This window comes from Acidovorax sp. Leaf78 (genome assembly GCF_001422735.1).
In the GTDB taxonomy this organism is placed as follows: Bacteria; Pseudomonadota; Gammaproteobacteria; order Burkholderiales; family Burkholderiaceae_C; genus Acidovorax.
Window position 1 is genome coordinate 164,271 of record NZ_LMLZ01000022.1, and the last position, 17,978, is coordinate 182,248.

Annotated in this window: 20 protein-coding genes; 10 read left to right on the forward strand and 10 right to left on the reverse strand. The window is 67.8% G+C overall.

All coding sequences use genetic code 11. The features are described 5' to 3' along the window. Positions 1–47: 47 nt before the first annotated feature. Together ASF16_RS19355 and ASF16_RS19360 are read right to left on the reverse strand one after the other, a co-directional pair. Positions 48–506: a hypothetical protein gene (locus tag ASF16_RS19355; protein ID WP_056171223.1), complete on the reverse strand. Its 459-nt coding sequence runs from the start codon at positions 504–506 to the stop codon at positions 48–50. Between the two features lie 85 nt (positions 507–591). Continuing rightward, positions 592–1,323: a TerC family protein gene (locus tag ASF16_RS19360; RefSeq protein ID WP_056171225.1), complete on the reverse strand. Its 732-nt coding sequence runs from the start codon at positions 1,321–1,323 to the stop codon at positions 592–594. 490 nt (positions 1,324–1,813) lie between these two features. Here ASF16_RS19360 and ASF16_RS19365 point away from each other — a divergent pair, with 490 nt between their 5' ends. Further along, positions 1,814–2,257 carry a DUF3717 domain-containing protein gene (locus ASF16_RS19365; protein ID WP_056171227.1) on the forward strand — a complete coding sequence of 148 codons (444 nt, stop codon included), beginning with the start codon at positions 1,814–1,816 and terminating at the stop codon, positions 2,255–2,257. A 174-nt stretch (positions 2,258–2,431) separates the two neighbouring features. Next, positions 2,432–2,737 (forward strand): hypothetical protein, encoded by a 306-nt coding sequence (locus ASF16_RS19370; protein ID WP_056171229.1) that lies wholly within the window; start codon positions 2,432–2,434, stop codon positions 2,735–2,737. Positions 2,738–2,881: 144 nt separating this feature from the next. On the opposite strand, the gene ASF16_RS19375 is transcribed toward ASF16_RS19370, so the two are convergent. After that, complete coding sequence (locus tag ASF16_RS19375; RefSeq protein ID WP_056171232.1) at positions 2,882–3,442, reverse strand: YaeQ family protein; 561 nt, start codon at positions 3,440–3,442, stop codon at positions 2,882–2,884. Positions 3,443–3,646: 204 nt separating this feature from the next. Next, positions 3,647–5,026: an adenylosuccinate lyase gene (gene purB / locus ASF16_RS19380; protein ID WP_056171234.1), complete on the reverse strand. Its 1,380-nt coding sequence runs from the start codon at positions 5,024–5,026 to the stop codon at positions 3,647–3,649. A gap of 132 nt (positions 5,027–5,158) precedes the next feature. On the opposite strand from purB, the gene ASF16_RS19385 reads away from it, so the two are divergent. The 8 genes from ASF16_RS19385 to ASF16_RS19420 all read left to right on the forward strand — a co-directional run bounded on the left by ASF16_RS19385 (position 5,159) and on the right by ASF16_RS19420 (position 12,828). After that, the gene (locus ASF16_RS19385) at positions 5,159–5,773 is read left to right on the forward strand and encodes a glutathione S-transferase N-terminal domain-containing protein (protein WP_056171236.1); all 615 of its coding nucleotides are present in this window, start codon (positions 5,159–5,161) and stop codon (positions 5,771–5,773) included. Between the two features lie 112 nt (positions 5,774–5,885). Next, complete coding sequence (locus ASF16_RS19390; RefSeq protein ID WP_082517041.1) at positions 5,886–6,662, forward strand: TetR/AcrR family transcriptional regulator; 777 nt, start codon at positions 5,886–5,888, stop codon at positions 6,660–6,662. 279 nt (positions 6,663–6,941) lie between these two features. Then, a complete protein-coding gene (locus ASF16_RS19395) occupies positions 6,942–7,562 on the forward strand; it encodes a TRAP transporter small permease (RefSeq protein WP_056171238.1) in 621 nt (206 codons plus the stop codon). Positions 7,563–7,608: 46 nt separating this feature from the next. Beyond that, the gene (locus tag ASF16_RS19400; protein WP_056171240.1) at positions 7,609–8,889 is read left to right on the forward strand and encodes a TRAP transporter large permease; all 1,281 of its coding nucleotides are present in this window, start codon (positions 7,609–7,611) and stop codon (positions 8,887–8,889) included. 89 nt (positions 8,890–8,978) lie between these two features. Then, entirely contained in the window at positions 8,979–9,983 is a 1,005-nt protein-coding gene (locus tag ASF16_RS19405; protein WP_056171242.1) for a TRAP transporter substrate-binding protein, read from the forward strand. A gap of 56 nt (positions 9,984–10,039) precedes the next feature. After that, complete coding sequence (locus ASF16_RS19410; RefSeq protein WP_056171243.1) at positions 10,040–10,948, forward strand: shikimate dehydrogenase; 909 nt, start codon at positions 10,040–10,042, stop codon at positions 10,946–10,948. Between the two features lie 39 nt (positions 10,949–10,987). Then, complete coding sequence (locus ASF16_RS19415) at positions 10,988–11,899, forward strand: 4-hydroxyphenylpyruvate dioxygenase (RefSeq protein ID WP_056171247.1); 912 nt, start codon at positions 10,988–10,990, stop codon at positions 11,897–11,899. Positions 11,900–11,922: 23 nt separating this feature from the next. Then, the gene (locus ASF16_RS19420) at positions 11,923–12,828 is read left to right on the forward strand and encodes a sugar phosphate isomerase/epimerase (protein WP_056171249.1); all 906 of its coding nucleotides are present in this window, start codon (positions 11,923–11,925) and stop codon (positions 12,826–12,828) included. Between the two features lie 147 nt (positions 12,829–12,975). On the opposite strand, the gene ASF16_RS19425 is transcribed toward ASF16_RS19420, so the two are convergent. The 6 genes from ASF16_RS19425 to ASF16_RS19450 are packed head-to-tail and all read right to left on the reverse strand — an operon-like array spanning position 12,976 to position 17,921. Next, on the reverse strand, positions 12,976–13,464 hold the full coding sequence (locus tag ASF16_RS19425) for a nuclear transport factor 2 family protein (RefSeq protein ID WP_056171251.1): 489 nt from the start codon (positions 13,462–13,464) through the stop codon (positions 12,976–12,978). Continuing rightward, positions 13,461–14,243, reverse strand: a complete 783-nt coding sequence (locus tag ASF16_RS19430; protein ID WP_056171253.1) for an SDR family oxidoreductase — start codon at positions 14,241–14,243, stop codon at positions 13,461–13,463. The genes ASF16_RS19425 and ASF16_RS19430 overlap by 4 nt, the downstream gene beginning before the upstream one ends. Further along, positions 14,240–14,785: a DUF3833 domain-containing protein gene (locus ASF16_RS19435; RefSeq protein ID WP_056171255.1), complete on the reverse strand. Its 546-nt coding sequence runs from the start codon at positions 14,783–14,785 to the stop codon at positions 14,240–14,242. The genes ASF16_RS19430 and ASF16_RS19435 overlap by 4 nt, the downstream gene beginning before the upstream one ends. Then, a complete protein-coding gene (locus tag ASF16_RS19440; protein ID WP_056171257.1) occupies positions 14,782–16,101 on the reverse strand; it encodes an MFS transporter in 1,320 nt (439 codons plus the stop codon). Before ASF16_RS19440 ends, ASF16_RS19435 begins: the two co-directional genes overlap by 4 nt. Continuing rightward, complete coding sequence (locus tag ASF16_RS19445) at positions 16,098–16,667, reverse strand: chalcone isomerase family protein (protein WP_082517043.1); 570 nt, start codon at positions 16,665–16,667, stop codon at positions 16,098–16,100. Before ASF16_RS19445 ends, ASF16_RS19440 begins: the two co-directional genes overlap by 4 nt. A 24-nt stretch (positions 16,668–16,691) precedes the next feature. After that, positions 16,692–17,921 (reverse strand): cyclopropane-fatty-acyl-phospholipid synthase family protein, encoded by a 1,230-nt coding sequence (locus tag ASF16_RS19450; protein ID WP_056171708.1) that lies wholly within the window; start codon positions 17,919–17,921, stop codon positions 16,692–16,694. Positions 17,922–17,978: the final 57 nt, after the last annotated feature.

Here is a 17,978-nt window from a genome sequence, read left to right on the forward strand (position 1 = left end):
GGGCCCTCTCATCACCATCCCGTCCGCAGCGGACCGCGGCACCAGCGCTATTCCAGCGCCAGCACCCACAGGACACCAAAGCCCGTGAGCAAGCTGCCCAGCAGCGTGCCCGGCCGGGGCGACGACCAGTGGCGGCCCGCGGCGTTCTGCTCTTGCAGGTTGTCGGCCTTGGGACGGCGGGCGTCCACCACCTGGGCCGCCGAAGGCTGCGCGGCCTGCAGCTGTTCGGTCAGCTCCACCAGCGGCCCCTTGGCCACCACGGTGGTCACGCTGCTGGCAGGCGCGCGCAGCGCAGGGAGGATCTGGGAAAAGAGCTTGTCGGCCCATTTGGCGCGCCAGTTCTCACGCGCGCTGTGGCTCACCCATTTGCTGATGCGGTGGGTCATGCGGGGAGCACAGGCCACCAGCACCCATTCGGTCTGCCGGCTTGCGTCCCGGGCAAACAACGGCGCCAGCACCTGCTCGGCGTACGCCGCGTCGTCCACGTACACGATGACTCTGTCCATACCACCACCTCCTGTTGAGAACCAAAGGCCTGGCGAGCTACGTTGCCCGCCAGGCCTTCGTCCGATTCCTGAGAGCTCTGCCCGATCAGTGCTGTTCAGCAGGCGCAGCCGCTGCACGGCGCGACATGATGAACTTGCCGGCGGCCAGGACGAGCAGTGCACCTGCGACGCTGGCACCGTAGCGGATCAGGTCCGTCTGCGGCAGCTTGACCATCCACTGCCACTTGTCGGGGTTGGCGAACACGGGGTCGGTGACCAGCATGCCGCCAGCGATCCAGCCCAGCAGCATGCCGCCGGCCGTGATGATGAGGGGGAAGCGCTCCATGAGCTTGATGACCAGCTGGCTGCCCCAGACGATGATCGGGATGGAGATGAGCAGGCCCAGCACCACCAGCAGGAAGGAGTGTTCACCGGCATTTTGCGCGGCACCGGCGATGGCGATAACGTTATCGACGCTCATCACCAGGTCGGCCACGATGATGGTCTTGATGGCTGCCAGCAGCTTGTCGCTGCCTTGCACGTCGCCGTGGCCGTCTTCATCGGGAGCCAGCAGCTTGATGCCGATCCACACCAGCAGCAGCGCGCCCACGAACTTGAGGAACGGCAGCGCCAGCAGCGTCATCGCAAACGCGATCAGGATTACCCGCAGGATGATGGCACCGGCAGTGCCCCAGATGATGCCCTTGGTACGTTGGGCAGGTGGCAGCTTGCGGCAGGCCAGCGCAATGACCACCGCGTTGTCGCCTCCCAGCAGGATGTCGATGATGATGATCTGCCCTAGGGCGACCCAGAACTCGGGCGAAGCCAAAAAATCCATAAATTCCTCTGTATCAAAGCGCGCAAAAGGAGGACCACGCCGCCACTGTAGCGCCGAGTCCGTCCAAGGGATAGAGGGCCTGCGATAGATGGATCAAGGGCTCGCCCACGGTGGGGCATTGACATGCGAAGGGCGGCCTTGATCAGCCCATGCAGGGCCCATCAAAGGTCTTGCTCGACCTGACGCACTGTGTGCGCCAGGCCCGGACCGCCGGAAGCGATGGTTCGCTTCGTACTGACGACGTATCCGATGCCTCGCCGCCCGATCCGCCAGGGTTCTGGCCGCGCCGGGTGGCTAGTCGGGAGCTACTCCCCTTCGAAGCTGCGATTGGAACATCGCCAGCGCCTGCGCGCAAGGGCGACTCGTTGTGGTTAATGCTTACAGCGGACCCATGAATCTCTGCCAGAGCACCCGTCGCAAGCGAATAACACCGTTGGCAGGAGGCCCCGGGACGGGCAGCTATGATCCAGCCCCTTCTGATCTTTCTCCAATGGCCGCCCTCCACATCACCGACATAGAAGCCGCCATCAACCACTGGCGCAGACGCTCCCCGTCGCCCGATGGGGTGAGCCTGGCGCCGGAGATCCGGGCGCTGGGGGAGTTGTACGCGCTCATGGTGTTCCGGCGCGAGGACGAGGTGGACGAAGCCGCCGTGCCGCCCGAGGCCCAGGCCGCGTGGCAGGCCTGGTACGACACCACGCCCGACACGCCGTGCATCGCCATCTGCTCCACCAGCCAGGGCGACGACCTGTGCAAAGGCTGCGGGCGCACGTTTGACGAAGTGCAGTTCTGGCCCGCATTCACGCCGGTGCAAAAGCGCGTGGTGTGGCGGCGCATCACGCTGGAGCACTCGGCCTGGCGCTTCAACCGGTACGCAGAGCGTGCGGCCGAAGGCGCGTCGTCCAGGGCGTCGGCTGCCGAGGCCGCATCCTAAAGATCTGCCAGTCGGTCACTGCGGCCAGGTGCGACCAGGTGCGGCAGGCGCCGCAGACTGGAGCAGGTTGGAGCAGGTTGTGGCAGATACGACAGCACTCCGACCGGAAGCAGGCCCGAGGGTTGAATGGCCGCAGGGCTGTACGCCACGGGAGCAAACCGCTATGGTGGGCCCATGCTGCGCCTGACCCAAGCCCCGAACATCGCGATTGCCACGCTCTGGGCAGACCTGCTGTGCGAGGCGGGCATGGCAGCATCGGTACAGCGCCAGTACCTGGGCGCCGCAGCCGGCCACCTGCCGCCCGACCAGTGCCTGCCCGAGATCTGGCTGGAGTACGACGAACACGCCACCCCTGCCCGCAGTCTGCTCCAGGCACTGGAGGACCTGCCCCAGCGCCGCTGGACCTGCCGTTGTGGCGAGATGGTGGAGGGCGGCTTCGAGCAGTGCTGGCAGTGCGGCGCGCTCATGCCGCGCGATTGACCGGCACCGCCACAGCGAAGGAATTCAGCGCGGCGGAATGCGATGCCGCGCAATCACTATCAAATTAATAGCTGCCAGCGCCCATCTATCAAGCGGTAGCTTCTTTTTTCCCAATTAATGAACGCTGAGCCCTGGAATCCGGGGTCACTTCCAGCGCACAGGCTCCACATGCACGCTGCCCTGGGTGCTGCTCAGGGTGATCGCGCCCTCCTGCACCGTGGCCTGCAGCTGCATGCTGCGCTCGGCCAACTGGGCCAGCGCCTGGGATGCCTCGGTGGGTATGCGCCAGACCTGCAGTTTTTCCAGGCGAGACAGCTTCGGCTCGATGCCCCGCCACCACACCTCGGCCGCATGGTGAAAGCAATAGACGATCACCGCGTCAGACTTGCTGCAGGCCTTGGTCAGCGGCTTGTCTTCCGGCTGCCCCACCTCGATCCACACGCGCTTGCGGCCCGTGAAGTCGGTCAGCGACGCATCGGGATCGTCCGGGTCGGACAGCCCCGCGCCAAAGGTCAGCGTGCCGTCGCCCTTGCACAGGTCGTTGAGCTGGTGGGCCTGAATGGCCAAGGCCACTAGGCGGATCATCATGCGCTCGTCGGTTTCGCTGGGGTGGCGGGCCAGGGTGAGCGCATGGTCGGCGTAGTAGCCGTGGTCGATGTCGGCGATCGAGAGATGCGCCTTGAAGATCGTGGATTTGATTGCCATGGGGCCTTGCTATAAATGTCATAGCTTCCGCCGCTTGCCTATCAAGCGGTGGAGGCCAAAAAGGCTTGAAAAAAACAGATGCGCACCGCGACTCGGCAGCAGCAACCTATGGGCACTGCCCAAGCCAGCGCATCCGTGGGACTGGCTTCGCCAGGCCATCGGGTGCGTCCCCCTTGGGGGGAAGGCGCAAAGCGCCTCAGGGGGCTACACCCTCCGGGCCAGCTCCGCCGCCTTGCCTGTGTAGCTGCCCGGCGTCATGGCCAGCAGGCGGTCCTTCTCGGCTTCAGGGATCTCCAGCGAGCGGATCAGCCCGTGCAGCGCCTCTGCCGTCACCGTCTTGCCGCGCGTGACTTCCTTGAGCTTCTCGTACGCACCCTGCACGCCAAAGCGGCGCATCACGGTCTGGATGGGCTCGGCCAGCACTTCCCAGGCGGAGTCGAGGTCGTCGGCCAGGTTTTCTTCGTTCAACTCGAGTTTGTTCAGGCCCGCCAGCAGCGAGGCGTACGCCAGCGCCGCATAGCCCAGCGCCACGCCCATGTTGCGCAGCACCGTGCTGTCGGTCAGGTCGCGCTGCCAGCGGCTGATTGGCAGCTTCTCGGACAGATGGCGCAGCAGCGCGTTGGCCAGGCCCAGGTTGCCTTCGGCGTTCTCGAAGTCGATGGGGTTGACCTTGTGCGGCATGGTGCTCGAGCCGATCTCGCCGGCCTTGAGGCGCTGCTTGAAGTAGCCCAGGCTCACATAGCCCCAGATGTCGCGCGACAGGTCGATCAGGATGGTGTTGGCGCGCGCCACGGCGTCGAACAGCTCGGCCATGTAGTCGTGCGGCTCGATCTGGATCGAGTACGGCTGGAAGGTCAGGCCCAGCCCCAGCGGTTCGGGGGTCTCGATGACCTTCTTGCTGAAGGCTTCCCAGTCGAAGTCGGGCCAGGCGGACAGGTGGGCGTTGTAGTTGCCCACGGCGCCGTTCATCTTGCCCATGATCTTGACGCTGGCGATGCGCTCGCTGGCGGCCTGCAGGCGCATGACCACGTTGGCCATCTCCTTGCCCACCGTGGTGGGGCTGGCCGTCTGGCCGTGGGTGCGGCTGAGCATGGGCACGTCGGCGTAGGCGTGCGACATCTCGCGCAGCTTGAGCACGATGCGGTCCAGGCCCGGCAGCACGACCTGGTCGCGGCCCGAGCGCAGCTGCAGCGCGTGGCTGGTGTTGTTGATGTCTTCGCTCGTGCAGGCGAAGTGCACGAACTCCGAGGCCTTCTCGAGTTCTGGACGCGCTTCGAACTTGCTCTTGATCCAGTACTCCACGGCCTTCACGTCGTGGTTGGTGGTTTTTTCGATCTCCTTGATGGCCGCAGCGTCGGCTTCGGAGAAATTCTTGATCAGGCCCAGCAGATAGGCGCGTGCGCCGGTGGTCAGGGGCTTGAACTCGGCAAAGCCCGCGTCGGACAGGGCGATGAACCAGGCCACCTCGACCTGCACACGGCGGTGCATGTAGCCGTGCTCGCTCATGATCGGGCGCAGGGCGGCAAGTTTGCTGGCGTAACGGCCGTCAAGCGGCGACAGGGCGGTAATGGTGGACAGGCTCATGGCGCGCAATTGTAGGTGTTGGGCCAGTGTCACGGCTTTGCCACACCTGCGGCCCGCCCGGCGGTGGTGCCAAGGCGCAGCCGATAGAATCAAACTCGATTGTTCAGACTACCGCGCACTGGAAGCCACACCATGAAATTGATCGGAGCCACTGCCAGCCCTTACGTCCGCAAGGTGCGCGTCGTGATGGCGGAAAAAAAGCTCGACTACCAGTTCGTGCAAGAGAACGTCTGGGCGGACGACACCACCATTGCCACGTCCAACCCGCTGGGCAAGGTGCCCTGCCTGGTGATGGAAGGCGGCGAAGCCGTCTTCGACTCGCGCGTGATCGTGGAGTACCTCGACACCCTCTCGCCCGTGGGCAAGCTCATCCCCAGCCAGGGCCGCGAGCGCGCCGAGGTCAAGACCTGGGAAGCCCTGGCCGATGGCCTCGTGGACGCCGCCATCCTGGCGCGCCTGGAAGCCACCTGGGCCCACCGCAAGGACAGCGAGCGCAGCCAGCCCTGGATCGACCGCCAGCTGCGCAAGGTGAACGACAGCTTGAAGTCCATGAGCCAGGGCCTGGGCGACAAGCCGTTTTGCAGCGGCATCCACCTGAGCCTGTCAGACATCGCCGTGGGCTGCGCCCTGGGCTGGCTGGAGTTCCGCTTCCCCGAGATCGCGTGGCGCGCCGAGTACCCCAACCTCGCCAAGCTGCTCGACAAGCTCATGCTGCGCCCGAGCTTCGCGGACACCAAGCCGTCCTGAGCCTGCGCGTGCTCCTGAGCCTGCGCGTGCATTGGCAGGCCACAGCCGTGCCTTGGCGCCGTGGCCGTGCCGCCCTGGAGACATCCAGGGCGTGCCATATGCTACGAAGCTTATGAACGAGATGGTTCAAAAACCGAACAAGCCTGCGAAGGCTGGCAAGCCTGCGAAGGCTGGCAAGCCTGCCACGGCCGTCAAGGCCGCCAAGGCCACCACCCCCCGTGCCGCACGGCAACGCGCAGCCCGCGCTGCCGCCGCCACGCCGGGCGCCGACCGGGTGCGGATCAACGACCCGGACCGCACCATGGCCAACATCCTGCAGGTGGCCACGGCGGAGTTCGCGGACAAGGGCCTGGCGGGGGCTCGCATCGACGAGATCGCGGCGCTCACGAACACCAGCAAGCGCATGATCTACTACTACTTCGGTAGCAAGGAAGGCATGTACGTGGCGGTGCTGGAAGACGCGTACCGCCGCATCCGGCGCATCGAGTCGGAGCTGCACCTCGAAGACCTCGGGCCCGAAGAAGCCCTGCGCACGCTGGTGGGTTTCACAGTCGACTACCAGCTGGCCAACCCCGACTTCATCCGCCTGGTGATGAACGAAAACATGCACCGGGGCGAGTTCATCAGCCGCTCCACCACCATCCAGGAGCTCAACATCCCGGTGATCCACGCGGTGCGCGACGTCTACCAGCGCGGCGTGGCCAGCGGCGTGTTCCGCCCCGACGTGGACCCGGTGGACCTGCACATGTCCATCTCGGCGCTGTGCTTCTTCAATGTGGCCAATCAGCACACCTTCGGCGCCATCTTCAAGCGCTCGCTGGACTCCGCCGACGCCACGGCAGCGCGCCGTGCATCGATCATCGAGATGATCGTCCGCTTCTTGAAGTAACGCCCTCTGAGGCGCTGCGCGCCATTCCCCCAAGGGGGACGCACCCGGCGCAGCGGGGCGGCCCATGCGCGGGTGCGCTGGCGATGGCGCTGGGGCGGTTGCGCAGACCGTGCGGCTCGCTCAGGCTGCCCCCGCCCTCCGTTCCCGTTCCCGTTCCCGTTCCCGTTCCCGTTCCTCATTCTTTATGGCACTCCCCGGTCCAGGGTTTGCACCTAGATCAAATACTAACCAGTTCGTACAAAATTATTTACCGGCATCAACGACAAGAACGGAGACACCATGTTTGCACTGGCTGACCGCGTGCTGCGGGGCTACACCCGCGCCCTGGACGCCCTCGCGGGCCTGTGCCTGGCCATCATGGTGGTGCTCGTCTTCGGCAACGTGGTGCTGCGCTACACCTTCAACTCGGGCATCACCGTGTCCGAGGAGCTGTCGCGCTGGCTCTTCGTGTGGCTGACCTTCATGGGCGCCGTGGTGGCGCTGCGCGAACACGGCCACCTGGGCGTGGACGCGATGGTGGTGCGCCTGCCCCGGCTGGGCAAGAAGATCTGCCTGGTGCTGGCCCAGATGGCCATGCTGTATGTCTCGTGGCTGCTGCTCGCAGGCAGCTGGGCGCAGACGCTGATCAACTGGGAGACCGAAGCACCGGTCACCGGCGCCTCGGTCGGCATCTTCTACGCCAGCGGGGTGCTCATGGGCGCATCGGCCATTGCCATTTTGCTGCGCGACCTGCTGCGCACGCTGTTCCTGCCACTCACCGACCGCGAACTGATCATGGTGCAGGAAAGCGAAGAGGCGGCTGCGCTCGAGCAGATCCAGCGCGACGTCCAGCAAGCCGATGCCGCTGCCATGGCGCAGAGCCTGGACGGCCGCAGCGCGCCGGGCTCGGGCAAGCCCTGACAACGTGTTCACGCCTTGAGAACAAACCGCCCGGAGCACTCTTTCCATGACCGTCGCAATCTTCCTCGGCTCGCTGCTGGTGGCCATGGCCATCGGCATTCCCATCGCGTATGCGCTGCTGCTCAGCGGCGTGGCGCTGATGTGGCACCTGGACCTGTTCGATGCCCAGATCCTGGCGCAGAACGTGATCAACGGTGCCGACAGCTTTCCGCTGCTGGCCGTGCCCTTCTTCATGCTGGCCGGCGAGATCATGAACGTGGGCGGCCTGTCGCGCCGCATCGTCAAGCTCGCGCTGGCGCTGGTCGGCCACATCCCGGGCGGCCTGGGCTACGTGGTCATCATGGCCGCCGTGATTTTGTCGGCCGTGTCGGGCTCGGCCGTGGCCGACGCGGCTGCGCTGACCTCGTTGCTGCTGCCCATGATGGTGGTCGCAGGCCACAGCAAGGAGCGCTCTGCGGGCCTCATCGCCTCGGCCGGCGTCATCGGTCCCATCATTCCGCCGTCCATCGGCTTCGTGATCTTCGGCGTGGCCGCCAACGTGTCCATCAGCAAGCTGTTCCTGGCGGGCATCTTCCCGGGCCTGTTGCTGGCACTGTCGCTGGCATTCACCTGGTGGTGGGTGGGCCGCCGCGAAAACGTCACACCTCCGCCGCGCGCCACGCGGGCTGAACTGAAGGTCGCCCTGCGCGAGGCCGGCTGGGCGCTGGGCCTGCCGATCATCATCCTGGTGGGCCTGCGCATGGGCGTGTTCACCCCCACAGAGGCCGCCGTGGTGGCCGCGATGTACGCGCTCGTCGTCTCGATGGTGGTCTACCGCGAACTCTCCTGGCGCCAGCTCATCGTCATCTTCAAGACGGCGGCCCGCACCAGCGCCGTGATCATGTTCCTGGTGGCTGCGGCCATGGTGTCGGCCTGGCTCATCACCGTGGCCGACCTCCCTGCCAAGGTCATCGGCATGCTGGAGCCCTTCATGGGCAACCCCACGCTGCTGCTGATCGCCATCATGGTGCTCGTGATGGTGGTCGGCACGGCCATGGACATGACGCCCACCATCCTCATCATGACGCCCGTGCTCATGCCGGTGGTCAAGGCCGCCGGCATCGACCCCGTGTACTTCGGCGTGCTGTTCATCATCAACAACTCCATCGGCCTCATCACGCCGCCCGTGGGCACCGTGCTCAACGTGGTGGCCGGCGTGGGCCGCATCTCGATGGGCCAGGTCACGCGCGGCGTCATGCCGTTCATGCTGGCGCAGTTCATCGTGATGTTCCTCATGGTGCTGTTCCCCTCGCTCGTCACCGTGCCCATGCGCTGGCTGGGCGGCTGATACGCCCACCCATCCGAGCATTCCACGCACACCGCGCAACCCTTTTCCGTCGTCGTTTCTGCACCGCCCAAAAACCCAAGGAGACATCCATGAAACTCTTGAAGACCCTGCTGGCCACCGCCCTCGTTGCCGCATCGCTGCTGCCCGCTGCGCACGCGCAGGAGCGTACTATCAAGTTCGCGTTCCAGAACCAGAAGGACCACCCGCAGGCGCAGGGCGCACAGAAGTTCGCCGACCTCGTCGCGGCCAAGACCAACAACCGCATCGCCGTGAAGCTGTTCCCCGGCGGCACGCTGGGCGGCGACCTGCAGACCGTCTCGGCCCTGCAAGGCGGCACGGTGGAGATGACGGTGCTCAACGCCGGCATCCTGTCGGCCCAGGCCAAGGAGTTCGGCATCTATGACTTCCCGTTCCTGTTCGCCTCGCCGCAAGAAGCCGATGCCGTGACCGATGGCCCCTTCGGCAAGAAGCTGCTGGACAAACTGCAGGCCAAGAACCTGGTGGGCCTGGGCTACTGGGAGCTGGGCTTTCGCAACGTGACCAACAGCAAGCGGCCCATCACCAAGGCCGAGGACATCGCGGGCCTGAAGATCCGCGTGATCCAGTCGCCGATCTACATCGACATGTTCAACGCGCTGGGCGCCAACGCCGTGCCCATGCCCTTCCCCGAGCTCTACACCGCCATGGAGCAAAAGGCCGTGGACGGCCAGGAGAACCCGGTCTCCACCATCCTGTCGTCCAAGTTCGCCGAGGTGCAGAAGTACCTGACCATCACGCGCCACATGTACAACCCGCAGGCCGTCATCGTGAGCAAGAAGTTCTGGGACAGCCTGAGCCCCGCGGACCAGAAGGCCGTGACCGAAGCCATGGCCGAGGCCACCACGTTCCAGCGCGGCGTCTCGCGCGTGCAGGCCAACGTGGCGCTCGAAGACCTCAAGAAGGCCGGCATGCAGGTCACCGAGTTCCCCGCTGCAGAGCTCGACAAGCTGCGCGCCAAGGTCAAGCCCGTGGTCGAGAAGCACAGCGAAAAGGTGGGCGCCGAGACCGTGAAAGAGGTCTATGCGACGCTGGCCAAGCTGCGCGGTACCAAGTAACGCTACCTCCACCCCGTGCGCTGCGCGCTGGCGCAGCGCACCCAAGCCTATCCCCCATGAGCACCCTGCTCTCCGATCCCCCGACCGCTCCCGCAAAGACTGCCATGCCGCCCCTGAGCCCCCGCAAGGTACTGATCGGACTGATCGGCGCCGGCATCCAGAAGTCGCTGTCGCCCGCGCTGCATGAAGAAGAAGCGCGGCACCACGGCATGCGCCTGCACTACCAGCTCATCGACCTGGACCGCTCGGCCTCGTCGGCCGCGGAACTGCCCACGCTGCTGTCCGCCGCGCGCATCATGGGCTACGCGGGCTGCAACGTCACCTACCCCTGCAAGCAGGCGGTGATCCCGTACCTGGACAGACTCTCCGAAGAAGCCCAGGCCATGGGCGCGGTCAATACGGTCGTGATCCGCGACGGCCAACTGGTGGGGCACAACACCGACGGCTCGGGCTGGGCGTGGGGTTTTACCCGCGCACTGCCCCAGGCCGACCTGTCGCACGTGTTGCTGCTGGGCGCGGGCGGCGCAGGCGCTGCCATCGCCCACGCCGTGCTGCGCCTGGGCGCGCAGCGCCTGAGCATCGTCGATGCCCAGCCCGAACGCGCAGCGCAGCTGGCCGCCGACGTGAACGCCCTGTATGGCGCACGGGCACAGGCTGCAGACCTGCCCACCGCCATGGCCAGCGCCAGCGGCCTCATCCACGCCACGCCCACGGGCATGGACAAGCTGCCCGGCCTGCCGCTGGACGTGGGCCTGCTGCGCCCCGCGATGTGGGTGTCCGAGGTGGTGTACTTCCCGCTCGACACCGCGCTGGTGCAGGCCGCACGCGCGCTGGGCTGCCGCGTGTCGGACGGCGGCGGCATGGCCGTGGGCCAGGCCGTGGGCGCGTTCGAGCTGTTCACCGGCGAAGCCCCCGACGCTGCGCGCATGGACGCGCATTTCCGCCGCCTCGTCACCGCCCGCTGACGCCCCTGCGCGCGCGGCACAACACCAGGAGTTGAACCCATGAGCACCCCGATGATGGCCGCCCGCGAAGCGCTGGGCGACATGCCCAACCCCCTGGGCCTGCAGGGCGTCGAGTTCATCGAATACGCCACCAGCCGCCCCCAGGCGCTGGGCCAGGCCCTCGAGCGCATGGGCTTTCAGCCCGTGGCGCGCCACCGCTCGCGCGAGGTGCTGCTGTACCGCCAGGGGGATATGAACATCATCGTGAACGCGCACCAGGACGAGGAGCGCACCGGCGTGCACGCACCCGCAGCGCTGACCGAGCAACCGGTGCTCACCGCCGTGGCGTTCCGCGTGGGCAATGCCGCCGCGGCCTACCGCCGCGTGCTCGCGCTGGGCGCATGGGCCGTGCACACCGAGGTCGAGGTGATGGAACTGAACATCCCCGCCATCCACGGCGTGGGCGCCAGCCGCATCTACTTCGTGGACCGCTGGAAGGATTTTTCGATCTACGACGTGGACTTCGTGTCCATCCCCACGGTGCAGCCCTCGCCGACGGCCCTGTCGCCCGCGATGCAGGGCCTGCACCTGTTCGGCGTGGTGCAGTACATCGGACTGGGCCGCGCGCAGGACTGGGCGCATTTCTACGGCGAGTTGTTCGGCTTTGCCGAGCTGTCGCCCGACACGTCGTTTGGCGTGCTCACGCACGGCCGCATCCTGGCGAGCCCCTGCGGCACGCTGCACTGGCAGCTCATCGAGCCGCTGGTGGACGCGCTCGATGCCGACCCCGAGGAGCTGCTGCAGCGCGTGGCCTTCGGCACGCCCGACGTGCTGGCCACGGTGAATGCGCTGCGCGCACGCGGTGTGGACTTCGTGGAGTCGCCCACCGGCGTGCACACCGAGTCACGCGGCGCCCTCACGCGGGCCGAAGCCGGTGCCCCCAGCTTCGAGCTGGTGCTGGACCAGCGCTGACCCCGCACCGGAGCCGAGCCGCCATGCGCACATCCACCATGCAACGCAACGTCGCCGATTTCGGCATGGACACCATCAGCCTCGCCGGCCCGCTGGAGGCCAAGCTCGCCGCCATCCAGGCCGCAGGCTTCGGCCAGATCATGCTGGCCGCCCGCGACATCGTGGGCCACCCCGAGGGCATCGAGGCCGCCGTGCACGCGGTGCGCAGCAGCGGGCTGCGCGTCACGGGCTTTCAGGTGCTGCGCGACTTCGAGGGCCTGTCGGGCCACCTGCACAGCTACAAGGTGGACATCGCCAAGCAGATGATCCTGATGGCGCGCGACCTGGGTGCGCCCGTGCTGCTGGCCTGCAGCTCCACCTCGTCGCACGCCACGGCCGACGCCGACGCGATTGCACGCGACCTGCGCAAGCTCGCGATGCTGGCGCTGCCGCACGGCATCCGCATCGCGTTCGAGGGCCTGTCGTGGGGCCGGCACATCAACGAGGTGCACCAGGCCTGGGCCGCGGTCGAGCAGGCCGACTGCCCCAACCTGGGCCTGGCCATCGACTCGTACCACCAGTTCGCCACCAGCACGCCGCTGTCGGCATTGAGCGACGTGGACCCGGAGAAGATCTACCTGGTGCAGCTGTCGGACTTCATGTGGCAGGAGACGCGCACGGTGCAGGAGCGCATCGACACCGCGCGGCACTTTCGGGTGTTCCCCGGCGAGGGCGTGCACAGCCAGGCGCTGGCCGAACTGGTGCGCACGCTCGACGGCATGGGCTACCAGGGCGACTACAGCTTCGAGGTCTTCAACGACGACTACCAGCAGCTGCCGCTGCCCTTCGTAGCGCAGCGTGCGTGGGATAGCGCGGTGTGGCTGGCCGAAGGCGTGCTGCAGCGCGCGGTGCCGCTGCCCGGCCACTCGCGGCTGCGGGCGCGGGGCTGACCGCTATCAGCCCCGGCCGTGCAAGGGGGTCTGCATGGGGCCGTTCAACCCCCGACCGTTCGGACTGAGCCTGCCCAAGCCCTGCGCTGCGTGCGGGCTGGCACTGCGCGAACGGTGAACGATGGGTGTTGTTGCAAGCGGAAGCCATCAGCTGTTCGCGCGCCGCTTGAGCCAGCGCATCAGCCCACCCACCACGGGCAGCTTCTCGTACAGCTCTTCGGCCGCATCCCAGTAGTCGCGGTGCAGCGTGACCAGCCCCCGGCTGTCGAACACCAGGTGCGACGCGCCCCGCACCGTCTGCTGCACGCCCTGGTGGAAATTGCGGAACGCGAACACGAAGTCCCATGTGAGAAAGCACTGGTCGCCCTGCACCACCTGGCCGGTGACGACGAAGCGCGGCGCCTGCAGCGACGTGAACATGTGCTCGAAGATGCCCTGGATGGCGGGCACGCCCTGCACGTCGTTGAACGGGTCCTTGAACCGCGCAGCCGGTGCGTACAGGCGGCCGATGTGCGCGACATCGGCGGGGGACAGCTGCTCGAAGAACGCCACGACGCGGGCCACGGCCTCGGGCGTGGCGGTGGGCGCGCCGCCGGCGGCCTCGGGCGGGGGAGAGGGCGAGAAACTTGTGGTCATAGTCCCGTGAAGCGGCGCACCGCCGGAAAGTAGCAACCATACGGCAGCAGCCGCAGCGCCTTCATCACGCGCGTGAAGCGCTTGGGGAAGTGGATGTCGAACTGGCCCTCTCCCCACCCCTGCAGGATGGCCGCGGCCGCCGCGTCGGGCGTGATGAGTGCGGGCATGCGAAAGTCGTTGCCCGCGGTGAGCGGCGTGGACACGAACCCGGGGTTGATCACGCTCACGCCGATCCCCAGGTCGTGCAGGTCCAGGTACAGCGCCTCCGCCAGATTGATCAGCGCGGCCTTGGTGGGCCCGTAGGCCAAGCTCTTGGGCAGGCCCCGAAAGCCCGCCACGCTGCTGATGACGCTCAGGTGCCCGGGCTGGCCGCGTGCGGCGGCGGCCAGCATGGCCGGCAGCACGGCGCCCAGCACGTGCAGCACGCCGGTGTAGTTGGTCTGCTGGTGGCGCAGCATGTCGGCCAGGTCGAACTCGGTGGCGCGCATCTCGCGGTAGGTGCCTGCGCAGTAGCACACCAGGTCCACTGCGCCGCCGGCCAGCACCTGCGCGGCCACCTCCTGCACCTGCTCGGGCGCGGCCACGTCCAGGGGCCAGGCCTCGCTGCCGGGGTGCTCTCGCACGAACTCCTGCAGTGCCTTGTCGTCACGGGCCGACACCACCACGCGCGCACCCCGCGCATGCAGCGCCGAGGCCGTGGCCCGGCCGATGCCGGTGGAAGCGCCGATGAGCCAGGCCCGGCGGCCGTGCCAGTCGCGCTGGGGCGGGTTCAGGCTCATGGCGCGCGCCGGGTGAAGGACAGCGTGACCTCGCCCAGCCGCACGCCCAGCTTGCGCATGGTGGCGCGGTTGAGCATGACGCGGTCGTCCATGAGGTACATCCAGTCGTCCATATCGACGTGGTAGATCGAGCCGCCCACCGGCAGCGCGAGCGTGTAGTTCCACTGGAAGGCGTTGCCCCGCGTTTGTCCGCGGGCCTCGCCGATCACGTCGTCCGCCGTGCCGGTGTAGCGCCCGTCGGCAAGCCGCGTGAGGCGCCAGACGCGCCGCTGCGTGGTGCCGTCCGAATAGGTGAAGGCCTCGTCCAGCACGCCCTGGTCGCCCGTCCAGGTGCAGACCATGACCACCGTGAAGCGGCGGGCGATCTGCCCGCTGCGGTCCTGGAAGATGCCGTGCGCATCGATGGTGCCGTTGAAGTACCGGGCCAGGTCGAGCACCGGCTTTTCGCTGGCGTAGCCCTCCAGGTTCTGGCTGGCGCAGCCTGCCAGCAGCACGGGGCTGGCGGCGGCTGCGGCGAGGATGTGGCGTCGGTTGATTGTCATGGGGTACCTCGCAGGGGAAGGGCTGCGCCCGCCGGGGGGCGGCGCAGGATCAGGGCATACAGGGCGATGGCGGCCATCAGCTTGAGCGCGCAGGGCAGCACCGCGTAGGCCAGGCTCAGGGTCTGCAGGCCGGCGTCGCTGCGGGTGCCGGGCGTGTAGCCCAGAGCCCCGAGCAGGGGCAGCGCCAGGCCGGCCGCCAGCGCCAGGTTGAGTTTGGTGGCCAGGTTCCACCAGCCGAAGTACGCGCCTTCGTGCCGGCCGCTGTCGCCCTCGGCGGCGATCACGCCGGCCAGCAGCGCGCTGGGCAGGGCCAGGTCGGTGCCCAGCGCCACGCCCGAGAGCGCGCACACCAGCGCAAACGGCCACACGTCGCCCGCGCCCAGCAGCGCCGTGCCGCTGAACGCCGCAATGGCCAGCAGCATGCCCGCAAGCCAGGTGCGCGCCAGCCCGAAGCGCGCCACGGCGCGCAGCCACAGTGGGATCGACAACGCAGCGCACACGAAATACGTGCCCAGGAACAGCGGCTCCTGCGCGGGCGGGGCCTGCAGCAAGTCCTGGACGAAGAAAAGCACCAGCGTGGCCGGGATGGCGCTGGCGATGCCGTTGAGCACGAATACCGCCAGCAGCCGCCGGAACGCCGGGCGCTGCAGCGGGCGCCACAGGGCGGCCGGTGGTGCCTGCAACGCGGTCTGCCCGGCCGCAGCGGCATCCATCGCAGGCCGTGGCGCGCGGCTCCAGGCCCACCAGCCCAGGCCCAGCGCCAGCGCAAAAACACCCAGCATGGCCGGCAGCCCTGCCAGCGCGGGCAGCAGCGAGGCCAGCACCACGCCCACCAGGGCTGCGCCTTCGCGCCAGGCCACGATGCGGCTGCGCTGCAGCTCGTCCCCACCCAGGCGCGCGCCCCACGACTGGTGCGCGATGCCCAGCTGGCTGTAGGCGAGATAGGTCACCACCAACGCCGCAAAGGCCCAGACGGTGAGCGAACCCGCCGCCTGCACCGGCGGAAAGAACAGACCCGTGAGCCCCAGCGCCATGACTCCCGCAGACACCGCACCCACCCCCAGCACGGCCCGCGTGGAACGGCCGAACAGGTGGTCGGAGAGCCGGCCCAGCAGCGGGTCGGACACGGCATCGAGCAGCCGCGCGGTCAGCAGCAGCCCGCCCAGCGTGGCCAGCGGCATGCCGAACTCCCGCGCGTAATGGTTGGGCAGCAGCACGTACAGCGGCAGCGCGACGAACGCGAGCGGCAGGCCCAGCAGGCCATACGCCAGGCCCTGCCCGGCGCGCAGCGGCGACTGCAGGGCCTGCGGGGTCACGGGGGCGACCCTGCGTTGCGGGGCGAGGCGATGAGTGCCTGGCGCAGCGCCGGCTCCGACGTCTTGGGCGACAGCCAGATGCCGAAGAACAGGCGCGCGAACTCGGCGTCGGGCACCTCGCCCACCACCCGCCCGCCCATGCGGAACACCGCGCCTGCACCGGGCTGGTAGACGCCCAGCAGGCGGTCGCCGGGCTTGACGTCCGGCAGTGCGGCCTGCAGCGCCTGCTGCCAGCGCGCGGCCTGCTCGGGGGTGAAGCTGCCCACACGGCGCATCTCGTCGAGCGAGCGCTTGGCGATGGCATCGGCCGAGAAGCCGCGGTGGTAGGTCAGCTCCAGCGCCAGCGGGTGGGCGGCGTAGTCGCTGGAGTCGAACCCGGGCGCGGCCCACAGGCGCGCACGGTACACATCGAACCCCAGAAAGCTCAACGTGCCCTGGCCCACCAGGCGGGCGCCAGACAGCGGGCCGGCCGCCTCGGCTTCCAGCGCGAACAGGGGTTGCGTATAAAAAATGGCCGTACCGCTTGCCAGGCAAGCGGCAAGCGCTATGTTTTTAATAGCGTTCATCGGTGTGCCTCCGGGGCTGGCCGGTCAGTCCTTGACCAGCGTGTACTGCACCAGGTCGATGTTGCCCATGGCAAAGGCCGCTTCGCAGTAGGCCAGGTAGAACTCCCAGATGTGCATGAAGCGCTGGTCGAACCCGAGCTGCAGGATCTGCGTGCGCTGGGCCAGGAAGCGTTCGCGCCAGCGCTTGAGCGTCTCGGCGTAGTCCTGCCCGAACGCGAATTCGTCCACCACGCGCAGGCCGGCGGCCTCCGCCTCGCGGCGGAACTCGCGCGGGCAGGGCAGGCAGCCGCCCGGGAAGATGTACTGCTGGATGAAGTCGGTGGAGCTGATGTAGCGCGCAAACAGGCTGTCGTCGATGACGATGCTCTGCACGCAGGCACGGCCGCCGGGCTTGAGCAGGCGCTGCACCGCCTGGAAGTATGTGGGCCAGTACTCGCGGCCCACGGCCTCGATCATCTCGATGGAGCACACGGCGTCGTACGGGCCGTCGGTGATGTCGCGGTAGTCCTGCAGGCGCAGGTCCGCCCGCTGCGCGCGGTCGCATTGCGCCATGCGGTCCTGGGCGAAGGCCAGTTGCTCCGTGGACAGCGTGACCCCGGTGACCGACGCGTCGAACTCGGTCACCGCCATCTCGGCCAGCGCCCCCCAGCCGCAGCCGATCTCCAGCACGCGGTGGCCAGGCTGCACGCCGGCCATGCGCAGCGCGCGGCGCACCTTGGCGTGCTGGGCGGCACGCATGTCGCCGCCGGCCTGCCCTTCGAACCAGGCGGACGAGTAGTTCATGGTGTCGTCCAGCCACAGCTGGTAGAACGCGTTGCCCAGGTCGTAGTGGGCGTGGATGTTCTTCTGGCTGTTGGCGCGGGTGTTGCGGTTGAGCAGGTGCTTGATGCGGTACAGCAGCCGCCCGGCCCAGGTGCCGTAGATCACGCCTTCGACCTGCTGGCGGTTGGCGATGAAGACCTTGAGCAGGTCGGTGAGGTGCGGCGTGGTCCAGTCGCCGGCGATGTAGCTCTCGGCAAAGCCGATGTCGCCGGACTTGAGCGCGGCGCTGCACACGTTCCAGTTCTTGAGCGTGATGGCGGCGGTGGGCCCGCCCCCGTGGCCGAAGTGCTGCAGCGTGCCGTCGGGCAGCTGCACCGTCAGGCTGCCGTGCTGCAGCCGCTGCAAGAGCTTCAGGGCCGTGCGGGCGGCGGCGGGCGTGCCCTGGGGCAGGTCGATGGCCGGGCGGCGGGCGGTAGTGCTGGAGGTGTTCATGGCGGTCATCTCGTGCGGTTTGCGGTGGGTGCGTTCCAAGGGCCGGCGATTCGATGG

Bases quoted from the DNA above. Each gene is read 5' to 3' on its own strand.
- ASF16_RS19390 (WP_082517041.1), top strand. From the start codon at position 5,886: ATGAACGAGATGGTTCAAAAACCGAACAAGCCTGCGAAGGCTGGCAAG.
- ASF16_RS19410 (WP_056171243.1), top strand. From the start codon at position 10,040: ATGAGCACCCTGCTCTCCGATCCCCCGACCGCTCCCGCAAAGACTGCC.
- ASF16_RS19420 (WP_056171249.1), top strand. From the start codon at position 11,923: ATGCGCACATCCACCATGCAACGCAACGTCGCCGATTTCGGCATGGAC.
- ASF16_RS19400 (WP_056171240.1), top strand. From the start codon at position 7,609: ATGACCGTCGCAATCTTCCTCGGCTCGCTGCTGGTGGCCATGGCCATC.
- ASF16_RS19385 (WP_056171236.1), top strand. From the start codon at position 5,159: ATGAAATTGATCGGAGCCACTGCCAGCCCTTACGTCCGCAAGGTGCGC.
- purB (WP_056171234.1), bottom strand. From the start codon at position 5,026: ATGAGCCTGTCCACCATTACCGCCCTGTCGCCGCTTGACGGCCGTTAC.
- ASF16_RS19370 (WP_056171229.1), top strand. From the start codon at position 2,432: ATGCTGCGCCTGACCCAAGCCCCGAACATCGCGATTGCCACGCTCTGG.
- ASF16_RS19405 (WP_056171242.1), top strand. From the start codon at position 8,979: ATGAAACTCTTGAAGACCCTGCTGGCCACCGCCCTCGTTGCCGCATCG.
- ASF16_RS19435 (WP_056171255.1), bottom strand. From the start codon at position 14,785: ATGACAATCAACCGACGCCACATCCTCGCCGCAGCCGCCGCCAGCCCC.
- ASF16_RS19375 (WP_056171232.1), bottom strand. From the start codon at position 3,442: ATGGCAATCAAATCCACGATCTTCAAGGCGCATCTCTCGATCGCCGAC.
- ASF16_RS19450 (WP_056171708.1), bottom strand. From the start codon at position 17,921: ATGAACACCTCCAGCACTACCGCCCGCCGCCCGGCCATCGACCTGCCC.
- ASF16_RS19355 (WP_056171223.1), bottom strand. From the start codon at position 506: ATGGACAGAGTCATCGTGTACGTGGACGACGCGGCGTACGCCGAGCAG.
- ASF16_RS19425 (WP_056171251.1), bottom strand. From the start codon at position 13,464: ATGACCACAAGTTTCTCGCCCTCTCCCCCGCCCGAGGCCGCCGGCGGC.
- ASF16_RS19395 (WP_056171238.1), top strand. From the start codon at position 6,942: ATGTTTGCACTGGCTGACCGCGTGCTGCGGGGCTACACCCGCGCCCTG.
- ASF16_RS19430 (WP_056171253.1), bottom strand. From the start codon at position 14,243: ATGAGCCTGAACCCGCCCCAGCGCGACTGGCACGGCCGCCGGGCCTGG.
- ASF16_RS19415 (WP_056171247.1), top strand. From the start codon at position 10,988: ATGAGCACCCCGATGATGGCCGCCCGCGAAGCGCTGGGCGACATGCCC.
- ASF16_RS19365 (WP_056171227.1), top strand. From the start codon at position 1,814: ATGGCCGCCCTCCACATCACCGACATAGAAGCCGCCATCAACCACTGG.
- ASF16_RS19445 (WP_082517043.1), bottom strand. From the start codon at position 16,667: ATGAACGCTATTAAAAACATAGCGCTTGCCGCTTGCCTGGCAAGCGGT.
- ASF16_RS19360 (WP_056171225.1), bottom strand. From the start codon at position 1,323: ATGGATTTTTTGGCTTCGCCCGAGTTCTGGGTCGCCCTAGGGCAGATC.